At 49.8% G+C, this 21,243-nt stretch carries 21 protein-coding genes and 1 pseudogene; 17 read left to right on the top strand and 5 right to left on the bottom strand.

What is annotated here, in order from left to right:
• Positions 1 to 93 precede the first annotated feature (93 nt).
• The 3 genes from CWE12_RS12525 to CWE12_RS12515 all read left to right on the top strand — a co-directional run bounded on the left by CWE12_RS12525 (position 94) and on the right by CWE12_RS12515 (position 3,306).
• A complete protein-coding gene (locus tag CWE12_RS12525; RefSeq protein WP_126790053.1) occupies positions 94 to 690 on the top strand; it encodes a DUF6988 family protein in 597 nt (198 codons plus the stop codon).
• Between the two features lie 121 nt (positions 691 to 811).
• Entirely contained in the window at positions 812 to 2,155 is a 1,344-nt protein-coding gene (locus CWE12_RS12520) for a hypothetical protein (protein ID WP_126790052.1), read from the top strand.
• A gap of 59 nt (positions 2,156 to 2,214) precedes the next feature.
• Positions 2,215 to 3,306 carry an SIR2 family protein gene (locus tag CWE12_RS12515; RefSeq protein WP_126790051.1) on the top strand — a complete coding sequence of 364 codons (1,092 nt, stop codon included), beginning with the start codon at positions 2,215 to 2,217 and terminating at the stop codon, positions 3,304 to 3,306.
• A 244-nt stretch (positions 3,307 to 3,550) separates the two neighbouring features.
• Here the strand turns inward: CWE12_RS12515 and CWE12_RS12510 are convergent, their stop codons facing one another.
• Positions 3,551 to 3,889, bottom strand: a complete 339-nt coding sequence (locus tag CWE12_RS12510; protein ID WP_126790050.1) for a helix-turn-helix transcriptional regulator — start codon at positions 3,887 to 3,889, stop codon at positions 3,551 to 3,553.
• A gap of 598 nt (positions 3,890 to 4,487) precedes the next feature.
• Here CWE12_RS12510 and CWE12_RS12505 point away from each other — a divergent pair.
• From CWE12_RS12505 to CWE12_RS12480, 6 genes and pseudogenes are all read left to right on the top strand, one after another.
• Positions 4,488 to 5,492 (top strand): hypothetical protein, encoded by a 1,005-nt coding sequence (locus CWE12_RS12505; protein WP_126790049.1) that lies wholly within the window; start codon positions 4,488 to 4,490, stop codon positions 5,490 to 5,492.
• A gap of 146 nt (positions 5,493 to 5,638) precedes the next feature.
• On the top strand, positions 5,639 to 5,878 hold the full coding sequence (locus CWE12_RS12500) for an addiction module protein (RefSeq protein WP_126790048.1): 240 nt from the start codon (positions 5,639 to 5,641) through the stop codon (positions 5,876 to 5,878).
• Positions 5,875 to 6,174 (top strand): type II toxin-antitoxin system RelE/ParE family toxin, encoded by a 300-nt coding sequence (locus CWE12_RS12495; protein WP_126790047.1) that lies wholly within the window; start codon positions 5,875 to 5,877, stop codon positions 6,172 to 6,174. Before CWE12_RS12500 ends, CWE12_RS12495 begins: the two co-directional genes overlap by 4 nt.
• A 66-nt stretch (positions 6,175 to 6,240) precedes the next feature.
• Positions 6,241 to 6,429: a hypothetical protein gene (locus CWE12_RS12490; protein WP_126790046.1), complete on the top strand. Its 189-nt coding sequence runs from the start codon at positions 6,241 to 6,243 to the stop codon at positions 6,427 to 6,429.
• Between the two features lie 102 nt (positions 6,430 to 6,531).
• The gene (locus CWE12_RS12485; protein ID WP_241984207.1) at positions 6,532 to 7,107 is read left to right on the top strand and encodes a DUF4269 domain-containing protein; all 576 of its coding nucleotides are present in this window, start codon (positions 6,532 to 6,534) and stop codon (positions 7,105 to 7,107) included.
• 168 nt (positions 7,108 to 7,275) lie between these two features.
• Positions 7,276 to 7,527: pseudogene (locus tag CWE12_RS12480) on the top strand (type II toxin-antitoxin system prevent-host-death family antitoxin).
• A gap of 175 nt (positions 7,528 to 7,702) precedes the next feature.
• Here the strand turns inward: CWE12_RS12480 and CWE12_RS12470 are convergent.
• From CWE12_RS12470 to CWE12_RS12455, 4 genes are all read right to left on the bottom strand, one after another.
• The gene (locus CWE12_RS12470; protein ID WP_126790045.1) at positions 7,703 to 8,356 is read right to left on the bottom strand and encodes a polysaccharide deacetylase family protein; all 654 of its coding nucleotides are present in this window, start codon (positions 8,354 to 8,356) and stop codon (positions 7,703 to 7,705) included.
• On the bottom strand, positions 8,334 to 8,924 hold the full coding sequence (locus tag CWE12_RS12465) for a YkoP family protein (RefSeq protein WP_126790044.1): 591 nt from the start codon (positions 8,922 to 8,924) through the stop codon (positions 8,334 to 8,336). The genes CWE12_RS12470 and CWE12_RS12465 overlap by 23 nt, the downstream gene beginning before the upstream one ends.
• Before the next feature lie 76 nt (positions 8,925 to 9,000).
• On the bottom strand, positions 9,001 to 10,335 hold the full coding sequence (locus tag CWE12_RS12460) for an MGDG synthase family glycosyltransferase (RefSeq protein WP_126790043.1): 1,335 nt from the start codon (positions 10,333 to 10,335) through the stop codon (positions 9,001 to 9,003).
• Between the two features lie 9 nt (positions 10,336 to 10,344).
• Positions 10,345 to 11,106 (bottom strand): TVP38/TMEM64 family protein, encoded by a 762-nt coding sequence (locus CWE12_RS12455; RefSeq protein ID WP_126790042.1) that lies wholly within the window; start codon positions 11,104 to 11,106, stop codon positions 10,345 to 10,347.
• A 246-nt stretch (positions 11,107 to 11,352) separates the two neighbouring features.
• On the opposite strand from CWE12_RS12455, the gene CWE12_RS12450 reads away from it, so the two are divergent.
• From CWE12_RS12450 to CWE12_RS12415, 8 genes are all read left to right on the top strand, one after another.
• Positions 11,353 to 13,299 (top strand): sensor domain-containing diguanylate cyclase, encoded by a 1,947-nt coding sequence (locus CWE12_RS12450; RefSeq protein ID WP_126790041.1) that lies wholly within the window; start codon positions 11,353 to 11,355, stop codon positions 13,297 to 13,299.
• Positions 13,230 to 13,889 carry an EAL domain-containing protein gene (locus CWE12_RS12445; RefSeq protein ID WP_126790040.1) on the top strand — a complete coding sequence of 220 codons (660 nt, stop codon included), beginning with the start codon at positions 13,230 to 13,232 and terminating at the stop codon, positions 13,887 to 13,889. Before CWE12_RS12450 ends, CWE12_RS12445 begins: the two co-directional genes overlap by 70 nt.
• 25 nt (positions 13,890 to 13,914) lie before the next feature.
• Positions 13,915 to 15,537: a methyl-accepting chemotaxis protein gene (locus CWE12_RS12440; protein ID WP_198675756.1), complete on the top strand. Its 1,623-nt coding sequence runs from the start codon at positions 13,915 to 13,917 to the stop codon at positions 15,535 to 15,537.
• Positions 15,538 to 15,671: 134 nt separating this feature from the next.
• Positions 15,672 to 16,400 carry a VC0807 family protein gene (locus tag CWE12_RS12435; protein WP_126790039.1) on the top strand — a complete coding sequence of 243 codons (729 nt, stop codon included), beginning with the start codon at positions 15,672 to 15,674 and terminating at the stop codon, positions 16,398 to 16,400.
• Between the two features lie 17 nt (positions 16,401 to 16,417).
• Positions 16,418 to 17,770: a hypothetical protein gene (locus tag CWE12_RS12430; RefSeq protein ID WP_126790038.1), complete on the top strand. Its 1,353-nt coding sequence runs from the start codon at positions 16,418 to 16,420 to the stop codon at positions 17,768 to 17,770.
• Positions 17,771 to 17,840: 70 nt separating this feature from the next.
• Positions 17,841 to 18,665 (top strand): alpha/beta fold hydrolase, encoded by an 825-nt coding sequence (locus CWE12_RS12425; RefSeq protein WP_241984210.1) that lies wholly within the window; start codon positions 17,841 to 17,843, stop codon positions 18,663 to 18,665.
• Between the two features lie 20 nt (positions 18,666 to 18,685).
• A complete protein-coding gene (locus CWE12_RS12420; protein ID WP_126790036.1) occupies positions 18,686 to 19,984 on the top strand; it encodes an MFS transporter in 1,299 nt (432 codons plus the stop codon).
• Entirely contained in the window at positions 19,984 to 21,243 is a 1,260-nt protein-coding gene (locus tag CWE12_RS12415; RefSeq protein WP_126790035.1) for a sensor histidine kinase, read from the top strand. The genes CWE12_RS12420 and CWE12_RS12415 overlap by 1 nt, the downstream gene beginning before the upstream one ends.

Raw genomic sequence — 21,243 nt, 5'->3', positions numbered from 1 at the left:
ATGAGTTATTGGACAGCAATTTACGCATTGGTAATCATTAGCTGAACGAACTGCAAAGTGCGCAGACACACTATACAAAGGTTAGAGAGCTTTATGGATATCAGCGAAAGCGTCGCGAAAGCAAAAGAAATTGGGGCGTGGATTCATAGCAAGACAAACGACATACCCGTCCAAAACAACAGCCGCATTCACATGGGCGTGGCCTTGCTCCAGCATGCGCTGGATATCACGGACGCAATGACCCTGCTCGTAGACCGAAATCTTCCAGGCCCTGCATTTTCTCTTTTAAGACCTTTGCATGAGGCCTACACACGGGGCGTGTGGTTGCTTGACCATGCGTCGGATGAAGCCGTAGAAAAATTCGGAAAAAGAAAATATCCAGGATTTAAAGACATGCTCAAGGATATTGGTGATGATCCTGAAACAGGTGGTGCATTCATTAAAGGAATGTCTGAGCTAAATCGTGAGGACTTTCATGGCCTTACTCACGGAGGAATAGAGCACATCATCAGGCGTATTTCACCTTCGGCTATTGAGCCAAATTATCCGGTCGAAGAGATTCAAAAGCTCTTAAAGGTTCGAAATCAATATTCAAGTTTAATTGCGTGCTTTCTATTGCAGTTAGTGGGCGATGAGGGTGGCGTGAATCAATTGGCAGAGAAGCGGAACGAGTGGCGTGGCGCTCTCTAACAAGCCGATCCTGAGCGACAAAAGTATGTCGTCACGCCTTTTGCAAAAAACGCAAAAGCCACGCCAACATCTTTTCGCGCCAGATCAGGGGCGTTATGCTTCCTAAGAGATTAAGGTATCCATGAGCACACAAACTATTGACCAGATTCGAAGCCTAAGAGACGAGATTCGAAAATCCCTAAGAGCCATCAAGGTGGCTCACTATAAGGGGCAACAATTTGGGCCAGAGCAAGAGTATACGGCGAAAGGAATTAAAGGCGGTATTGACGCCATTCTCGTAGACATAACTGCTGCTCTTAAATCTGAAAATAAGTTCATTCAAGCTTCAACACACAGCGAGAGGAATTCCTTTGCTTCTCAACTTTCGAATATAAATACTCAATTAAAAAATAGAGATTTAAATTCCGTGTGTACCTACTTGGACAATATCAAACCTGTCCTGAGAGGCTGGGGTGTTCGAAAATCATTCGACCGCCAGGAAGTTTTTGAAGAACACCTTGATAGCCTTCAAAAGCGAGCGGCAGCTTTGACGGAAGAGATAGAGGCCATCTTGGAAGTTAAGAAAGAAGGTCTTGTGCTAAAAAGTGAAATCGAGAGCACGCATGCCGATTTGGGTGAAAAAATGAGTTCGCTGCAAGAAGAATTGGATGAGTTGAATATGTTATCCGATGCAACATTGCAAAAACGCACAGAATTAGAATCAATGCTTGACCAAGACGAGGAAAGGACTGAGCAAATTGAGAACTTACTTTCAGAAGCAAAAAGTCACAACGAAGTTATAGAATCTTTTAGTGAAAAAGTTTTAGAGAGGGAAACACAGCTAGAAAAACAAGAGCAAAGAACAAAGAAATACATAACAACTCTGGAGCAATATGAATCTGATCATAAGGAATATAACGAAGAAGCGGAAAGCTTAATTAAAAGCGCAAAATTAGCTCTGGAGTATAAAACTGCAGAAGGATTGAGTGCGGCCTTTACCGAACAATTCAATAGGGCTAGTAAGCCAAATTTAATCCGTGGGTGGATAATTTCTTCGGTCGTATTTGTAATTGCATCTGTACTTATGGGTATTTGGCTTGTGAGCGACCCTAATTTAGGTGCTGGAGCAATGGTTGGTAGAGTTTCATTACTTCCAATACTCATAGGTGGTGCTTGGTTTTCAGCAGCCCAGTATGTAAAGCAGAAGAATATCGCAGAAGACTATGCATATAAAAGCACTCTAGCCAAATCAATCGTCGGGTTTTCGGATCAATTGTCCTCAGAAGCTGGCAAGGGAGAAGAGTATTCACATTATGTGAGAAGTGTATTGATGCAAATTCACAATGATCCGCTTCGAAAACACGGATTAGTGAGTGACGAGCCTACTAGTCGACGCACCAAAGAGCAAAGTTTATCACCCGAATTAAAAGATATTCGAGCGACTCTTCAGAAATTGGAGAGCAAGCTAAGTAAAATGGATGCATAACAAGCCACTGAAGAATGACGCCGCAGGCGGCGCATTATGCATAAGGAGACTCTTACAACATGGGTGATATAGTTTTTATTCTAGGCGCTGGGGCTTCTAAAGATTGTGGTGCGCCTTTAATGAACGATTTCCTGGATACAGCTTCCAGGCTTCTAAGTACTAATGATGTGGCAGGGAAAAATGAAGACTTCGAGAGAGTATTCAAAGCCATATCTTCACTTCAATCTGTTCACTCAAAATCACAAATTGACCTAAACAATATTGAGTCAATATTTACTGCTTTAGAAATCGCAAATGCACTTAAAAAGTTGCCTGGATTTGAACCTGACGAAATACCGTTCGCGATAGCGTCTCTAAAAGAATTAATTGTCGTAACTCTAGAGAGGACGATAGATTTTCCGACTAGAGGACGATACATACTTGCACCAAGTAGCTACGAAAAATTTGCTGAGTTACTTAGTTATTTGAAACAAGAAGCTCACCCAGTTAAAAAACCAGCAGTAATATCGTTTAACTACGATATTGCTCTAGATGTTGCAATGCATAAATGTGGTCTAGGCCCTGTTTATGGCTTCGGCCCTTCCGTTAACGCAAGTTATCCTGTTTCGTTATTAAAGTTACACGGTTCTCTTAATTGGGCAGTGCGAGAAGATAGTGGTTCCGTTCAACCACTTACATTGCAGGAGTACTTTTCTAAATATAGTTATCAAGGATTTAGTGAAGAGCGAGGGAATTGCAAAATTCCAATTGGTAGCCAACTTCAAGAGTACTACACGAAACATACTGATGTAAAAGTGAAACCAGAGCCAGTCATAGTTCCTCCTGCGTGGAATAAAGCAGACTACCATCAATTACTCTCAACTATTTGGAGTACCACCGCTAAGGAGCTTGAGGAGGCAGAGTATATATTTATCATCGGGTATTCGCTTCCAGAAACGGATGCTTTTTTCAGACTACTATATGGTTTAGGCACTGTCGGTGATACTGTTCTTAAAAAGATTATTGTCTACAATCCTGACGAGTCTGGCGTCACGGAAGCGCGGTTCAAACACCTTATGGGGCCAGGTGCGTTAGCGCGATTTGAGTACAGGCCACTAAAATTTGATCAATCGATTTCCGAAATTAAGAATTTTTTTCCTAAGCGTAAATAATGCATAACAAATCAATCAACTACGCGCCTTCGGCGCCGGACGTAGCAAAGCTGAACCGGTTATTGAGGCGTTATGTTTTCGATAAACAAGTAGTTAAATCAAGGAGGTGGGCATGGATAACTTGGTAGGTGGTGTGTTCTCTGATATTTCGGCAAGCCTCACCGCTCTAGCGAGGCGACCAGCCACGACGGGCTCTGTCGCATCGGGTAACCAAATCCAGACGTAAGCTTCTTTATAGTCTTGCTTAGAAGTCATCTATTACTTTCCTTTTAGCCTTGCGGGCGCTTTTAGGAAGCAGAGCAAGTTTTGCTTCGACTTGTTTTAGCTGCATAGTTAGTCGGCCAGGCTCTGCTTCAAATAAGGTCACTCCTACAATTCTGGCGACCTCAAAAGTTGCGCCTATTTCGCATTTGGGATCGGCTTTCTCTATGCGAGATAGCATGCCCCTGGAGATGCCAGCACGATCTGCCAGCTCCTGAGCGCTCATCTTTTGTTCAAGCCGGGAGGCACGAATCAACTTCGCCAACAATGTTAGCGCTTCTTCAGTGTAGCGAGAGTAACTTCTTGCTGCGGACTTTGGCATTTTGTATCGCGTATAGTGCATTAAAATGTTTAATGATTCACATATAGAGCAAAACCTTCTACTCGTCAATTTCGAAATTAAATTTAATGTTATGTATATAGTTCTTAAAGATTTCTTATGTTTTATATATGGAGCATTTGCGTGTACGTTTCTAGCGCTTTCTACTGTAGGGGCAGGATAAGTTATTATCACAAAGTAGCCACTTCGAAACGTCCAAGGTTGTCGGTTTTGTTACTTGTCGAACCCCAAGCAATCTTGTAAGTTAGAGCTATAAATAAAAAACGCGCACGCCGATGGATGATGGCGAAGCGAACGCAGTTGCCAATGCAACCGCTCATGAGCGCGCTCACGTTGTTTCCTCAAGGAAGAGCCCATCTCACATTCGTTTTCGCTGCTTACGATTGCTCATTTTGCCCCTAGATTAGATTAGTGTTTGGCACGTTCATGCCAGTGGTCGTTACTAACCACAGAGGCTGCATTAGCACATTCTTGAGTTAGTGCGCATGCTCGGTTTGCTTGTTATCGCGCACGCTCAGTTTATAGGGGATAGCACGCGCGCTCACTATTAAAATGTTACGCACCAGAGTGAGGGAACCTCATGTTCGAAGATTTGATTAAAGAGTTGAAGCGAATGAACGGCCAATCCGTCTCTGTCCCAATTCACTCTGACGAAAAAGGCTATATAGACAAGCAGTGTCCGGAAGAGGCCTGTGAGTTCATATTTAAAGTGAACGAAGAAGACTGGGGTAATATCTTTAAAGATGAGGCAGTGTGGTGTCCCATGTGTAGACGCGAGGCGCCGGCGGATCAATGGTTCACTATCGATCAAGTTGAGCACGCGAAAGAGGAGGCGTTTGCAGTAGCCCAAGGAAAAATACACAACGCCATGCGGAGTGGCGCGCAGAAATTTAACCGAAAGCAGCCCAGAAACAGTTTTATTTCAATGTCGATGAAAGTGACGGGCGGACCAAAGCGCACGCATGCCATCCCTGCCAAGGCTGCAGAACTCATGCAGCTCGAAATTCAATGCGAAGAATGCCGTTCAAGATTTGCGGTTATTGGTAGTGCATATTTTTGCCCTGCTTGCGGGCACAACTCCGTAACGAGAACGTTTTCAGATTCACTGCGTAAGATCCGAGCCAAGAAAGACAATGTGGAGTTGGTTCGCACTACTCTTTCAGAATCGGTGGGAAAGGATGATGCCGAGGTAACATGCAGATCTATAATAGAAACATGTATTTCAGACGGTGTCGTAGCTTTTCAAAAGTATTGCGAGGGGATGTACGCTCGCTTCGGAAACGCTCCTTTCAATGCATTTCAGCGCTTAGATCAAGCTAGTTCTTTGTGGGAAAAAGCAGTGCAAAAGGGATTTGATGCTTGGTTGTCTCCTGATGAGCTTAAGAAGCTAGCTATCATCTATCAGAAAAGACACCTGCTCGCGCACAACGAAGGAATTGTGGACGAACGTTACATAGAAAAATCCGGTGATGCCACCTACAAGTCTGGGCAAAGGATTGTGATAAAGGATAAAGATATTGATTTTCTGCTTAGTGCTCTTCAAAAGCTAGGTTTGGGTATAGAGAGAGCTTGCGAAAATGCGTAACAAAGCGCTGCTGTCGAACAAACTTTCCGCTGTGCTACAAGTTTTCCGCAGAGCGCGGCGTTATGTGCTTAATGCTGGTATCCAGCTTCATTTCCGCATTCTCGTGTAGTAGAGTGTTAATGGTTAAATATTGAACGAGGTGGTTTATGACCATATCAGCAGAAATCCTCGAGTCTGAGGCGCTTTCTCTTCCAAAAGAGGATCGGACTCGGTTAATCGTTCACCTGCTAGAGAGTATCGATGAGCGCCCTAACGTTGATCCCCGACGAGTGGAACAAGCTTGGCTAAATGAAGCAAATCGCAGGTATCAAGCATATCTTGAGGGCGGCGAGCAAACGATCTCATCTGACGACGTATTTGCGGACCTTCGGGCTGATGATCGTTGAAACCTGTACGTTTCCTTGAAGCTGCCCGAGAGGATGTTCGGCGGGAAAAAAGCTATTATCGCAAAATCAGCCCTGATTTAGCGGTACAGTTTCAAAGTGCCTTAGAAATCGCGGTTAAAGCGATTGCTATGCGACCGTTGGCGATGCAAATTCTTGAAAATGAAATACGACGCTGGCCTCTCGATACATTTCCTCATGGAGTACTCTATCGGAATGAAGACAACTTCATCCTCGTACTTGCAGTATTTCATCCTAAACAAGCGCCGGAACGATGGCAGAATCTACCACGCACATAACAAGACGCATCAGCACGCACCTGTTGAGCTGGACAGGTTATAGCAGATATTCTATTCGAGGGCTATATGTATAAATTAAGTGGTCTTTTTTTAAGTGGCTTGGGTTTAGCAGTAATGCTCTATTTCAATCTATTTTCATTAAAAGCGCCAAACCCAATGTTTGCCCTTATAGGTTCAGTTATATTTGCGATAGGGTTAGGGAGCATTTATATAGGACGTTATAAAAACAAGCCTGATAAAAATGGCCAAGCCTAACAAGGCACATCAATCGCTCTCTTTGGTATTGGGACAGCCAAAACGCAGCCCTTATTTGGCCGCTCTTGTGAGCAGGTGTTATATACAAGTCAAGATCATTGCATGAATCAAGAAGAATACGATAGAAAAGTTGAGACAGATAATAAGGATTCTGGGCGAGTGAACAGCAAGATCGTCCGTGCCGAAAAAGCGATACACGTATCGGAGGTTCTTAATAAACTGCAGTCGTATTCGCCGGAAGTCGTTAGTACGATATTTGTTTCTCTGGATACGAGCGAAAGCGACATCGATATCGTTTGTACGTACCAGGAACAGGAAGCGTTTATCGAGGAATTTGAATCGGCATATTCTGGCTATGAAGCATACAGCCTGAGCCCACGCAACGATCACGCTTTAGGTCGGTTTCACTGTAACCAGTTTTTATTTGAAGTCTATGCGTCAAAAACCCCAGTGCAGTTGCAGGCTGCATTTCGTCATTATCAGGTAATGAAACGCCTTGTAAAGGTCGGGGGTAATGAGTTCATCGACAGAATACGCCAGCTTAAAGAAAGCGGTCTCAAAACAGAACCCGCTATTTGTCGGGTTCTGGGGATTTCTGGCGAACCCTACGCTGCAGTCCTTGAACTGGAGCGCTGGTCCGAACAGGAGCTTAAAGCGCATGTTGCAAATTGCATATAGCAACATGTTACCCAAGGCAACAAACAGGGCTTGTCCGCTCTGGAGCGACTACGAACAAGAACTCAGAGTTTTGAAGTGTCAGAGTGGTGTTAGGCCTGTGTGCACGTAGCACTCGACGAAAATATGGGCTAATTTATGACCTGAATATAGGCCTGAATAGAGGTACTTATGCGTCAAGTATTAGCTAATTTCTCTGTAAATATATCAGAATTAAAGAAAAATCCGTCGGCTTTGCTCTCCTAGACCAGTGGTTCGCCAATAGCGGTGTTGAACCGCAATAAACCTGTAGCCTATCTGATTCCTGCGGAAACTTATGAAGCGCTGATGGACATGATCGAAGACTGCGAACTTTCTAAGCTCGTTGAGGAGCGTCGCGCTGATAAAGACCAAGCGATAACGGTTTCCTTGGATGACTTATAAGCTGCGGTCTATTCCAGCCGCTTTGAAGGAATAGGAAAGCTTGGCGCTCTCATCAAAAGCCAGTTTAAAAAAAGCTAGCGGAGCGACTGGAGAATCCCAGAGTGCCTGCGGACTAGTTAAGTGACTACGATTCAGTTTATAAAATCAAACTTCCGTCCGCTGGGTACCGGTTAGCCTACGAGCGAGCGTGTCTCTCCCCGGTTTTTTCTAATAGCTGCGAAAGCCCACAAAAATTCAGGCTGGCGGCTTTGTCGGTGAGCAGGAAATTCTGCAATGCGGTCTGGGTAACCTGTGGTCGGTTGGCATCAGGCCGTGCGTCGTGCATTAATACGATATCCCCCGGTCGTACTGCAGCGAGGCGTCGGCTTACTCCGCTTAAGGTTCCCCACGTGCCCCAGTCAATAACGCTGCGGCTCCACAACACCGTACGCAACTGCAATGCGCTGGCTTGCTGCAGGGTGGCTGGCCGAATGCGCCCGTAAGCGGGGCGGAACAGGCGGGGAGGGCTTCCGGTTATGTCGGCCAGCGTATGGTAGCAGCGGCGCATTTCTTCACGGGCTTCGGTTTCGGGTAACCGCCAGGGGTGTGCGTGGGAGTAGCTGTGGATACCAATATCGTGCCCGGCCTGTGCTGCCTGACGGACCAGCGCCGGATGAGCGGCACAGGCTTCGCCGAGCACGAAGAAACTGGCTTTGATCTGATGTTGCGCGAGTGTATCCAGTATCGCTGGCGTAAACCGTGGGTCCGGGCCGTCATCGAAGGTCAGATAAACCTGCGGTTCAGACCGACGCCCCCGGCTGGTGATATTAAGAAAGCCGTTGGGCCACATAGGAGCTCTTTCCTTCGACGGTATCACGCAGCTGTGCAGGGGTTAGCCAAAACCTGTGGGGTATAAGCTGACGGTTCTGGTGCGCCTGCAACTGTGGAAAAAGGGCTAACAGCAACAGGCGGAAGTGCCAGTGCAATAGCCACCGCCGCCAGCCTTCCGGCAATGGGTGGCTTTCAAAGCCCACTTTGTCACCGTGAGTTTTAAACCAGGTGACGCCGGTGATGGCTTTTATTTCTTGTTGGGCACACTGCACCTGCAGGCTCTCATGCAGCCGCGCCATGGAGCTTATCAGCGCTTTACCAAAAAACCAGGCCACGCGACGAGACGATGTTTGCTTAGTGCGCTGGTGTAACTGTGCCATAAAGTCATTGTTAAAATGCAGCACCAGTATCGCGTCACCTGCCTTGACCTGGGTACCGTCCCGAAATACCTGAGGCTCCCCCTGATAAAGCTGCTTTTTCACCTGCAAAAAATCATCAACCGGCTCTAATTTATGCCAGCGGCGGTAGGCTCTGTCGTAGCACAGGTAGCAGGTGTTCAAAAGTCGCCAGGCATATAATCTGAACATAATCTGAATCCTTGGTTTATTGGGCAGCTAATTATTGGACAACTAGCTACTGAACAATAAGTCAGTGGGCAGTTACTTACTGAGCGACCTTGGGCTCAGCCATTGGGCTGCACGAAGCCGGCAGGCGCTCGATAACACGCATCGCTACCTGCTCTGCCGCATTGCGGTGGCCTGTGAGATAGGCACGTTCCTGCATTGCAGCGAGTACTTCAGGCTTAGCAAATAACTGCTTTAGGCGAGCCGCCAGTTGCGCGGGAGCGAGTTTATCGCCGACGCCTTGCTGCCTTAAAAATTCGACATTATGGGCTTCCTGGCCTCCCAGAGAGCAGGTCGCAAAAAAGGGCCGGCCACAAGCCAGCGCCTCGCTGACCGATAAACCGCCGGGTTTACCAACCACCACATCGGCGGCGGCAATCAGCTGCGCCATATTGTCGACCCAATCGAAAAGTATCAGCTGAGCGGGGCAGGTTTGCTGTAAACGTTGCAAAGCGGCTTGGTCGCTGCTGGCATTGCCGACAGTGACCAGTATTTGCCATTCATCGGCGGCCTTACACAGGTAGTCGACGGTTGGCAGCAGACCAATTCCGTACTGACCGCCGGTCACCAGCACCGTCGGTTTACGCGGATCCAGTTTTAATGCTGCCCGCGCCTCGCTTTGAGGCGGCGGGTTATTGAATTGCCGGTCCAGAGGAATTCCGGTTTCATGGATACTGCCCGCTGGTACGCCCCACGCCAGCAATTGATCGGCAACGCCCGATGAGGGCACGCAATAGCCATCTGTGGTGGGTTTTACCCACACTTTTTGCAGGCCGTAATCGGTCACTATGCCCAGCGAGGGGATATCGCTGAACTGTTGCTTTTGTTTCAGTCGCGAAAACAGCGCAGCCGGGTACATTTGGGTGGCCACGATAACGTCAGGTGCGATGCGTTCTATCTGTTCTTTCATGCGGTGTAACAGCACCGTTCGTATGAGCATTAATAAGCTGCGGAGTATGATCGAATAGCGGCTTCGTTCATCCTGGTTAATCAGCAAACGGAAATAACTGGTTAATAGCGCGCTATCCAGCTTATGTTGGCTCATAGGCAGCCAGCGGGTCTGGCGGGGAAACCAGTGCAACTGCTGGTCGGCGACGAATTGTTTAATGCCTTCGTCTAAAGGGGTTTCGCCGCTGAGCTGTTGCCAGACACTTTTATCCAGGTCATAAAGTTTTTGATAATAGTCCGGGTAGTCCTGGGTCATTCGAAGATAGCTGCCTTTTACCGCAGCGGCGACTTTCTCATCTACCAGCGACCACAAGTCAAGATACTCACAGCGTACGTCTGGGTAATGGTCTTGCAACGCTTGCTCCACCGCATTGGCGGCCCGTATATGACCAAAGCCTAACTGCGAGGTGAGAAATAATATTTTCATTGCTGTTCCTTAGTCGCCCAAATCACGGGAGTCCTTTGAATCATCAGAGTCACTTAAATGGCTGGCTGAGCTGGCATATTTGGTTAACGCCAGCAAAACAAGTAATAAGACGATCCCCAGCCCGACCATGGTGTATTGCCAGGGCCCGAAAGAGGCTCCGGCGCTGTAGATAACACGCCCTGTCACTCCGAAGTACACCATGACCAGGGTAAAAGGGGCGCTACCGAACAAGGTTCCCCACACATAACGCCGTAGGTCGGTGGTGGCGGCGCCGTACAGGTAATTGTGCAGGTTGAAGGGCACCAGGGGGTTCATGCGTAGTAAGGTGATAACCCTGATGTTGTTACTGGTGAGAAGGCGCATGGAGCCCGCCCGGAATGAAGTGCTGGAGCTACCGCGGCGTAGCAAATGACGTAGCGAATGGCCTAACAAATGACGGCTGATTAAGAAACTGAGTAAAGCGCCGGTATTTAAGGCGATAAGTGCGATTAGCGCGCCTTGCCAGAAACCAAACAGTAGACCTGCAGTGACCGCAAAGGGTGACAGCGGCAGCAAAACGATAACGGCCAGACTATAGATCCCGATCAGGGTCAGGCTGGCCGCCCAACCCTGGTCAGTAAGCAGGCTCTGCAGTAGAACCTGCCATTGCTGGCTGGAAACATTGAATGCCAGAGCAATTATCGCTACAACGGCAATTAACCCCACCACTAGCTGCCAGCGCGCCAGTTTGGCCGGGGATATTTTAGCGCTACGAAACGATGTTTTTTGCATAAGCTAGTGCCGGTAACAATCTGTTTTGATTGTTCAGTTAAAAAATAAGCCTCGGTTAAGCGGCCTGCGGTACTGCATAGCGTTCTACCTGAATAGATAGTACATCGCGGGGGACTCTGCCACTGCTGAGGTTATTTGTGTGCACTGCGGCGCAGAAGGTACACTGGCGAAGTTTCAGGGCCTTTTTATATTATTCTTCTAGTATGCTTACGAGGGCTTCGCGACAAATTAACCTAAGGACTATGCGTGCAGGTTGTTACCTTTACCCAGGCTCAGACCGATTTAACCCAGGCCTACGCGGGCGAGCATGCCACCTGGCTGGTTGCATTCTCTATCCTGATTGCGATGCTGGCCTCCTTTGCCAGTTTTAATCACGTTCAGCTAATCCGTCGCCGTGAGCTGACCAATAGTCGTGTGTCCTGGACTTTGCTTGGTGCGGTGGCATTGGGCTCCGGGGTCTGGGCCATGCATTTTACCGGCATGCTGTCTTATCAATTGCCGATGGATGTTAACTACCATACCGGACGCACCGCGCTGTCAGTGGTGCCAGCAGTACTGGCGGGTTACGTTACGTTAACCGTGATTAGTAAACCGACACTGCAGATCCGCGATGTGCTGGTCGGCGGGGTGCTGATGGGGGCGGGCATTGGGCTGATGCATTATATCGGCATGAGCGCGATGATATTGCCTGCCGAGCGCCTGTACCAGCCGCTTATGTTTGTGTTGTCTATTTTGATTGCCATTGTCCTTGCGACGCTGTCATTGTCAGTGCGCCCACTGCTGTCGTCGGTGCTTAAGCACCCGTTGCTGTTAAACCTGCTGGCCTCTGTTTTTATGGGTCTGGCGATCACCAGTATGCATTATGTAGCCATGCACGCGACGGTCTTTATGCCGTTAAGTGAGGCCTACCAGCGGCCTGCTGTAGCCATGCTCGACAATAGCGCGCTGGTTACCATCGCGGTGGCAGCAGCGGTGTTTATTGTGCTGATTTCATCTCTGGCGGTGGTAATGCGTTTTCGTTTACTGCATGTCGAACTGGGTCAGAAAGCCGCCGAAGCCGAAGCGAGAGCTTTGGAAGACCGCTTCCGCACCATTGCCGAACGGGTACCCGGTATGGTCTACGAGTTCAGGTTAGATGCCAGCGGTCAGATGAGCTTCCCGTACACCAGCGATGCCGTACGCGATATCTATGGTGTGACTCCGGAGGAGATACGTGACGATGCACTGATACTGGAACAGATCATACATCCCGATGACCTGCCGTTGGTTTACCAGGGGATCGAAGAATCAGCGCGGACCATGCAGCCCTGGCAATCGGAGTATCGGGTTATCCGCCGCACTGACGGCGCTGAACGCTGGCTACTGGGCAGCGCAGCACCCTTGCCTGACGCAGACGGGGCCGTTATCTGGAGTGGCGTGATAACCGACATTACCGAGCGTAAAAAGCATGACGAGATGGTCTACCAGCTGGCGTTCTACGATGCCCTGACTGAGTTGCCAAACCGCCGGCTTATCTACCGCCAGCTCGAGCAAAAAATGGCCGACGCCCAGCGCGAAGGCTGGTGTGGGGTTGTTATTTTTATCGATGTGGACAGCTTTAAGCGGCTCAATGACTCGCAAGGCCATAGTGCCGGTGATAGCTTGTTGCGCCAGATCGGCGCCAGGTTGAAAAAAGCGTCGAGTGAAAGTGCCCTGGTCGGGCGCCTTAGTAGTGACGAATTTGTGGTGGTCGAGGCTAAACTGGCAGACAGCTATCAGGCTTGTGTACCGCACGCAAAGCAGCTCGCGACTGAGCTGCTGACGACCCTGAATGGTGAGTTTGATCTTGAGGGGCATCGTTTTGCATGTGCGTTAAGCATGGGTATCTGCATGTTCCGCCATCACAAGGTTGATGCGGCCGAGATACTAAAACGCGCCGATATTGCAATGCATGAAGCGAAAAGTGCAGGGGGCAACCAGTGGCGCTTATTCGACCCTGCTATGCAATCAGGCTTAGCACACCGTTATCAACTGGAACAGGCGTTACGCAGTTTAGTTAATCATCCGGATGACCAACTGAGTCTGCATTTGCAGCCACAGGTTAACGCCACTAATAAGATTGCAGGGGCCGAGGCGTTGTTACGCTGGCACACCCTGATTTTGGGCCAATTTCGCCGGGCGAGTTTATTCCTCTGGCTGAAGAAACCGGTTTGATCGTGCCGATTGGCCAGTGGGTGATTGCGCAGGCGTGTCAGCTGCTGACTCAGTGGCAACAGTCGGCTGACCTGGCAGAGCTGACACTGTCAGTCAATGTCAGCGCTCGCCAGTTCTATCAGCCGGATTTTGTCGAGTCGGTGTTACAGCAAGTGGCTACAATTGGCCCGGTTGCAAACCATCTGGTTCTCGAATTAACCGAAAGTCTGATCCTTGAAGATATTGAGGAAGCGGTTAAACGCATGCTCGCATTAAAAGCGCATGGGGTCCGCTTTTCGATGGACGATTTCGGTACCGGGTATTCCTCATTGTCGTACTTAGCGACCTTACCTTTTGACGAAGTGAAAATTGATCAGAGTTTTATTAGCAAGGCGAACCAGGGAGATAGCTCACGCGAGTGGATAATCATTGAAGCTATTATCGGCCTGGCCGATAAGCTGCGTATGCAGGTGATTGCCGAAGGCGTGGAAAGCGAACAACAACAACAGGCTTTACTGCGCCGGAATTGCCGTGCATTCCAAGGCTTCTATTTTAGCAAGCCGCTGGCACAGGAAGCCTTTGCCAGCTTAGTTAGGACACAACGGGTATAGGATGAATGCCCACAAGGAAATTTAAATGATACGAACTATAAATATTGGGGTGCGCTCTGCACTGTTTTTTGCAGTGATGGGGCTTTTGGTGATTGTGCTTGGGGTTGTGGCCCTGGTGGGGCAATCACAGATGGAAAAAGAAAAAGAGGATATTACCGAAGTCGCTGTACCCGCGATGATGCAGGTGCAGGATATAAACCGTGAATTTTTGCGTACTCGTGTGCACACCATGAATGCCATCGCTGCAACGACCGAGGATTTTCGTCGTCAGTATATGCAGGAGCTGCAACAATCCCGTCAGATACAGGACGACTTTAAGCAGACACTACGTACCTATATGACAACTGAAGGTGGCCGGGCATTGTTGCAGGATTATGAGGACCTGGAACAAAGTTACTGGCAAGCCAATGTCGAGGTTATCAACATTGCCCGGGATCAGGGAGTGGGGCCGGGGGTCCGCGCCCGCAACCAGCAGCTGGATCCGATTGTGGCTGAGATGCGTACTCAGCTCGAAACCATGGTGGATTGGCAGCAGAATCTAGTCGATACCGCCGACGACGAAGCGAGCAGTATCGCGCAGCGAGTGCAGATATTAGTGGTGGTACTGATTGTAGCTGCGATTGCTCTGGTGGCGATTCTGGCGACCATCTTCACTCGCAGTATTGTACGTCCTCTGCGTGACGCAGTAAGTCACGCACAGACCATTGCTGACGGTGACCTGACCCGGCATATTGACAGCGATGGAAACGATGAAGCGACTCAGCTGACGGACGCCTTGCAGCGGATGCAAAGCAGTCTGCGTGATTCAATATCACTGATTGCAGATTCATCGCAGCAACTGGCGTCGACCTCTGAAGAACTGAACTCAGTAACCGAGGACTCGACCCGTGGCTTGCATCAACAAAGCGAACAGCTTGAACAAGCGGCGACGGCGGTTAATGAGTTAACCGCAGCGGTTGAAGAAGTGGCACGCAATGCACAGGCAGCCGCCGAAGAGTCTATTAATGCTGACGAGCGCGCTCAGTTTGGTCGCGAGCAGGTTAATACCACGGTGTCCAATATCGAAAACCTGGTTGCTGAACTGAAAGCATCCTCGGCGGACATAGAAACCCTGGCCAGCAAGGTAAAAGATATTACCTCAGTGTTGGATGTCATCGGTGGTATTGCTGAGCAGACCAATCTGCTGGCACTGAATGCCGCTATTGAAGCTGCCCGCGCCGGTGAGTCTGGTCGTGGTTTTGCGGTCGTCGCCGATGAAGTACGCGCGCTGGCGCATCGTACTCAGGAATCGACCAAGGAAATCGAGACCATGGTCTCTGCGGTACAGAAATCCAGTGGGGATGCAGTAAAAGGGATGCAAGTCAGTACTGAGCAGGCAACCCACACCCAGGACGTGGCGAAAGCGGCAGGCGAAGCACTGCAAACGATTGCGGTAGCGGTCTCGCAGATCTCTGAACGTAATGCCTCAATTGCCAGTGCGGCCGAAGAGCAGGCTCAGGTGGCGAAAGATGTCGATAAGAACCTGGTCGCAATTCAGGACCTGTCGAGCCAGACTGCATCAGGTGCGAACCAGACGTCCGCATCGAGTCAGGAACTGGCCCGTTTGGCGGTTAATCTGAGTGAACTGGTTGGCAATTTTAAAGTTTAAACAAAAAACTGTGTAAACAGCCTGCAAGGCCTGCCGTTATATGACGGCAGGCCTTTTTTATTGAGGGCTGTAGGCATATACTGGGAGCTACTATGCGGACCTAACCGACGACCTAACCACAGGCCTATTTGTTCATGACACAGACTCAGCCCAGGCAGGCTGGCTTCTTTTCTAACCTGCTGTTTAATATTCTCATTCCAGTCATTATCCTGATGAAGCTCAGTTCACCCGAGTATCTGGGGCCGGCACTGGGTGTGGTGGTGGCACTGGCGTTTCCGATTGGCTATGGCTTGTATGACCTGAAGCGCAGCCACAAAGTGAATGGTTTTTCGGTGCTCGGTGTGGTCAGTGTTATTTTAACCGGCGGGATCAGCCTACTGGAGCTTGATCCACAATATATCGCGATTAAAGAAGCGGCGGTGCCGGGCGTAATCGGGGTGGCGGTGTTGGTCAGTCACTTTACCCGTTTCCCATTGATTAAAAAGTTACTGATGAATGACCAGGTAATCAATGTGGCGCGTTTTGAACAGGCTGTCGATGAACGGGGTAACCGACCTGCATTTGAACGGGTGCTGCGTGTGTCAACCTACCTGGTCGCGGGCGCGTTTTTTCTTTCAGCGACTCTCAATTATATTCTGGCGCGCTGGATTGTAGTAAGCCCGGCTGGCACCACTGCCTTTAACGAGGAACTTGGGCGGATGACCGCGCTGAGTTTCCCGGTCATTGCGTTACCCACCATGCTGGTTATGTTTGCTGCTATATTTTATTTGTTTTACCAAATGAAAAAGCTGACAGGTCAGTCAGTTGAGAACTTTTTACACGCACATGACAAGGACAGCACGTCCGATTCATCTAACCACTAAGGGAGTAGCCTGAATCTGTGATTCACCTCGCACGTTACGACGAACAGAGTGTAAGACTGACCCGCGAGCTGGGTGACAAGGCTGAACACCGGCTCGATCTGTACCTGTTTATTCCGGGTGAATTAAACGTTGATTCGCAGCTGATTCCTGAGCAGGAATTTTACCTGCAGGGTATTTATGTGCGCCGTACCTATTCCAGTAGCGCGCAGCTCTCGCCTTTGGTGCAAAGCCGGCTAATTAGCCGCAGCCGTGGTCAGCAGGACCGCGCCGACCCCAAATACCGTCTCAGTGTCAGCCTTTATGCGTACCAGTATACCAATGCGCTGGAAAGTGCGGCGCGGGCATTGCTGGCCAACAGCGAGGTGAAGCGGGATGAAATAGGTGAGTTGCTCGAACTGAGCGCTACTATTTTACGCCGCTTGCGGCGCAATGTGCCAAAAGACGAGTCGCTCTCACGCTACCATGTAAACATCGATAACTACCTGTCGTGGCAGACCGAACAGCAGTTTCTGTTGCTCGCTGCACGGATGCCTTTTGCCGACGATCAGCAGGATTTAAAAGACTTGCTGATCAAAGTCGCACGGCGCGAACATAAGCACCGTGAAGAGCAGGAATACAACAGCAAAGCGGTCAATGATGACTCCACCCGGATGTCGAATAAGATGCGTCTGCTGCGCCGCCTGATAGAGTATCCGGTTACCTTTAAACGCCGTACCCAGGAGCTAGGTGTCGGCGAGCAGCGCTGGCTGAAAGCTGCGGTGGCGGCGGTGGTGATGACCTTTGTTTCATTTCTGCTGCTGGAAAGCCGTTTGTTGGTGGGAGATATCACCGCGATGTTTTTGGTTATCGCCGCATTTTTGTATGGGGTGCGCGAATTTTTCCGTGATGATATCCGCCAGAAACTATGGCTGTGGTTGCGCAAAGGGCGACCGAAATGGCGCCATACCTATCTTGATGTCAATTCCGAGCAGACCATTGGACGTTCACTGGAATGGATCGACTACCAGAGTTTTGACGATTTACCGGAGGATATTCGCATCGCGCGCCAGGGCAATACCCCGCAGCGTGGTGAGTCGATTCTGCACTACCGCAATGACTCAAAAATGCTGCCAACCCGATTTCTCAGTGGTTATGCGCAGACACGGGAAAGCATTATTCTGGATCTCGACCTCATTATGCGGGTCATGAATCCGAGTACCCACATTGTATTTCGCCTGGATAATCAAGAGATTATCGAGGACCAGGTGGAGAAACGCTATGTTCTTAACCTGGTTGCGCGCGACGTTGAAGGTGACGGCAGTGTGGTTATTCAGCGCTGGCGAATTGTCATTAACCACAATCGCATTGTCGAAGTTGAACTCTCCGCTTAGTTAACATATTGTTAACGCTCTCATTGCAAACTCTACATTTGAGATAATTCTTAAGGAGGTCCGTTTGTCAGTGACAGGTGGCTCACGCAACATTATGCGGCGCAATAATGTGGTTGTACTAGGAACCGGCTCGCAGACCATTGTGCTTGCTCATGGGCTTGGCTGTGACCAGCGGATCTGGCACAAAGTGGTGCCCCTGCTGTCGGCGGACTACCGTCTTGTGTTGTTTGATTACGTCGGTGCTGGTGAGTCTGATCTGAGTCAGTATAACGAGGCGAAGTATAAAACACTGCGTGGTTACGCGGATGACCTGCTTGATGTGGTTGAATGCCTGAACCTGGACCAGCCCTACCTGCTTTCTCACTCGGCAAGTGGCAGTATCGGCGTTCTCGCTGAACAGGCGGCACCGGGAACCTTCCGCCATTTACTGATGGTAAGTCCTTCTCCCCGTTATATAAATGACGGCGCGTATCAGGGGGGCTTTGAGCGCAGCGACATTGATGCGTTGCTGGAACTGATGGAAGAAAACTATTTTCAGTGGGCCAATGTAATGGCGGCCACGGCGATGAAGAATGAGCAGCGACCAGAGCTGGCCGAGCGCCTGGTACGCAGTTTTCAGCAGGCGCGGCCCGATATTATGCTCAACTTTGCCCGTGCCATTCTGTACTCGGACTATCGTGCTGAATACGCTGAACTTGCCTGCCCGGTGAGTGTAATGCAGGCGGCGGATGATGCGATTGTGCCACCCGCAGTGAGTGATTACCTCGTCGGCACCATGCAGAAATGCGAGCTTTACACCCTGGACGCGCAAGGGCATTATCCCCAGTTAAGTCATCCGGCGGAGGTGGTCACGTTGCTGCGGAAAATCTTAAACGCGGCACTACCTCGCCCATAATCTGAGTTCACAGGAGCCCTATGGCAACGCTGGCACCGAAACGTGAGATTTTTGCTTGGGCGATGTATGACGTTGCCAATCAAGCCTACACCACGGTTGTAATTTCGTTCATTTACTCTGCGTTTTTCGTCACTTACATCGTTCCGGACAGCTACCGCTGGCAGGATGGCTACTGGTCGATGGCGCTGATTGGATCGACCATCCTGGCTATGTTGCTGTCACCCTGGATCGGTCAGCGTATCGACGAAGGGGCGAGCAAGAAACGACTGCTGGCCTGGTCGACCCTGGTCTGTGCTGCCTTCACGTCTGCCCTGATCTGGGTTTCACCTGGCGATGTCTGGTTAGGGGTTGCGCTGATATTGGTCACCAACACCGCTTGGATGCTGGGCGAGGCCATTATTTCCTCGTTTTTGCCTGATATTGCTAAGCGCAGTCAAATGGGACTGATTTCCGGGATCGGCTGGGGTGTGGGCTACATTGGTGGCTTAATCAGCATGGTTTTGGTGACCATTGTGTTGGTTACGGCCAACCCTGAGCAGCAACCTGAGCTGTATATTAGTCAGAACCAGTGGTCGATGTTTGCGATTTCGGTTTATTTTGTCCTCTTTGCATTGCCTACCTTTATTTTGCTTAAAGACCGTCGCCGGCCGGTACTGGCCAGGCACCAGCGGCTGAGTTGGCGATCGAGCCTGAATATTCAGTTGTTGCGCCAAAACCAGCCTATTTTATGGCGCTTCTTTATGGCATTTGTGTTTTATATGGCCGGGGTGCAAACGGTCATTAAGTTTATTGGTATCTACAGTACTGGTGAACTGGGTCTGACCCAGGCGGACCTGGTCGGCGTGTTCCTGGCGACTCAGTTTAGTGCGATGGGCGGTGCGCTGGCGTTTGGTTTTGTCGAACACAGAATAGGGGCCCGGCCTACGCTTTTTGCGGTGATTGCAATCTGGCTGGTGGCCATTGTGGCAATGTATATGTTGCCGACGCTGGTCGCCTGGTCCGGTATCGATGTGGCCCACCTCTTTATGGGCGTGGCCTTATTGGCGGGCACCGGAATTGGAGCGATTCAGTCCTCCAGCCGCTCGCTGGTGGGGCAGTTAACCTCAGCCCGCTTAGGTGGCAGTGCGTTTGGCTGGTGGGGCGTGTTTAACCGGCTTGCGATGTTAATGGCGGCAAGTTTCGGTATTGTAGCTGATATCTTCAGCCGCCAGTCAGCATTGCTGATGGTGATTGGTTTCTTTCTCGCTGGCGGCGTCCTGTTGCTTCGGGTTCCTTTGCAGGAAGGGCAACGACAGGCAGAGCAAGAGGATGCACACTAATGGATGCTGAGTTTAACTGGGTCGAACAGGTACCAGCACCTTATCTGGTGATTGATAGCAGCAACTCTATTGTAGCGGTCAATGAGGCGTGTCTGACGCTGCTTGGGTATCGCAACGACGAACTTATCGGGGCGTCATTCAGCACCCTGATGAATAAAGCCAACTGGCTGGCATGGCACAATATGGTGCAGCCTGCACTGGATAGCGGAAAGCCCGCCGAACAATACAGCATGCGATTGCAGCAGCAAAGCGGCGAGCAGGTTTCATTGCTGCTGAGTGCTAAACAACAGTCTGATGTTATTCACTTGACCCTCACGCCTTATGAAACCCGGATTAATATGGAACGCAGCCTGATTGCGCAGCGCAATGAGGTTCGCGAGTCGGCCCAGGCGCTGACCCGTGAGCAAGCGTCGTTACTGGCCCGGCAATCACAGCAGGCTGAACTGATCCGTAAACTAGAAGACGTTAACAGCACCTTTGTGCAGACCGAGAAAATGGCGGCTATTGGGCAGCTGGCAGCAGGGGTGGCCCATGAGATTAATAATCCGATTGGCTATGTCTATTCGAACCTGCAAACCATGGCTGAATACGTCGCTGACCTGCGCCAGATTATCGAGGCGATTGACCATGTTGACTCTGTAGACGAACTGAAGCGGTTGAAAAAGACCCTTGATTACGACTTTATTCGCACCGATGTCAGCGCGCTGTTGCGAGAGTCGGAAGAAGGCATTGAACGGGTAAAGCATATTATTACCGCGCTCAAGGACTTTTCGCGCCAGGACGACTGTGAAATGCAGCCGGCGAATATTAATAAAGCCGTTGAAACCACCATCAGCGTGGCGTGGAATGAGCTTAAGTATAAAGCTGAAGTTCATACTGCGTTAGCCGATATACCTGATGTATGTTGCAACCTGGGGCAAATTAATCAGGTGTTTATGAACCTGTTAGTTAATGCAGCTCAGGCGATTGAAAAATTCGGCAATATTTATGTGGAGACAGCAGTCGCAGGTGATACGGTAGAAATCTCTATCCGCGATGATGGCAGCGGTATTAGTGATGAGCAAATGCCGCGCATTTTTGAGCCCTTTTACACCTCGAAACCAGTTGGTGAAGGCACCGGGCTGGGTCTCGCTCTGACCTATAACATTGTCAAAAAGCATGGTGGAACCCTTCGGGTCGACAGCGAAGTAGGGCAGGGAACTTGTTTTACCGTGGTATTACCGGTTGCTGGCATTCAACAAGCCCCAACCGAGGCTTAA

Source organism: Aliidiomarina sedimenti (assembly GCF_003986955.1).
Classification (GTDB): Bacteria; Pseudomonadota; Gammaproteobacteria; order Enterobacterales; family Alteromonadaceae; genus Aliidiomarina; species Aliidiomarina sedimenti.
This window is presented reverse-complemented; position numbering and strand designations above follow the sequence as displayed.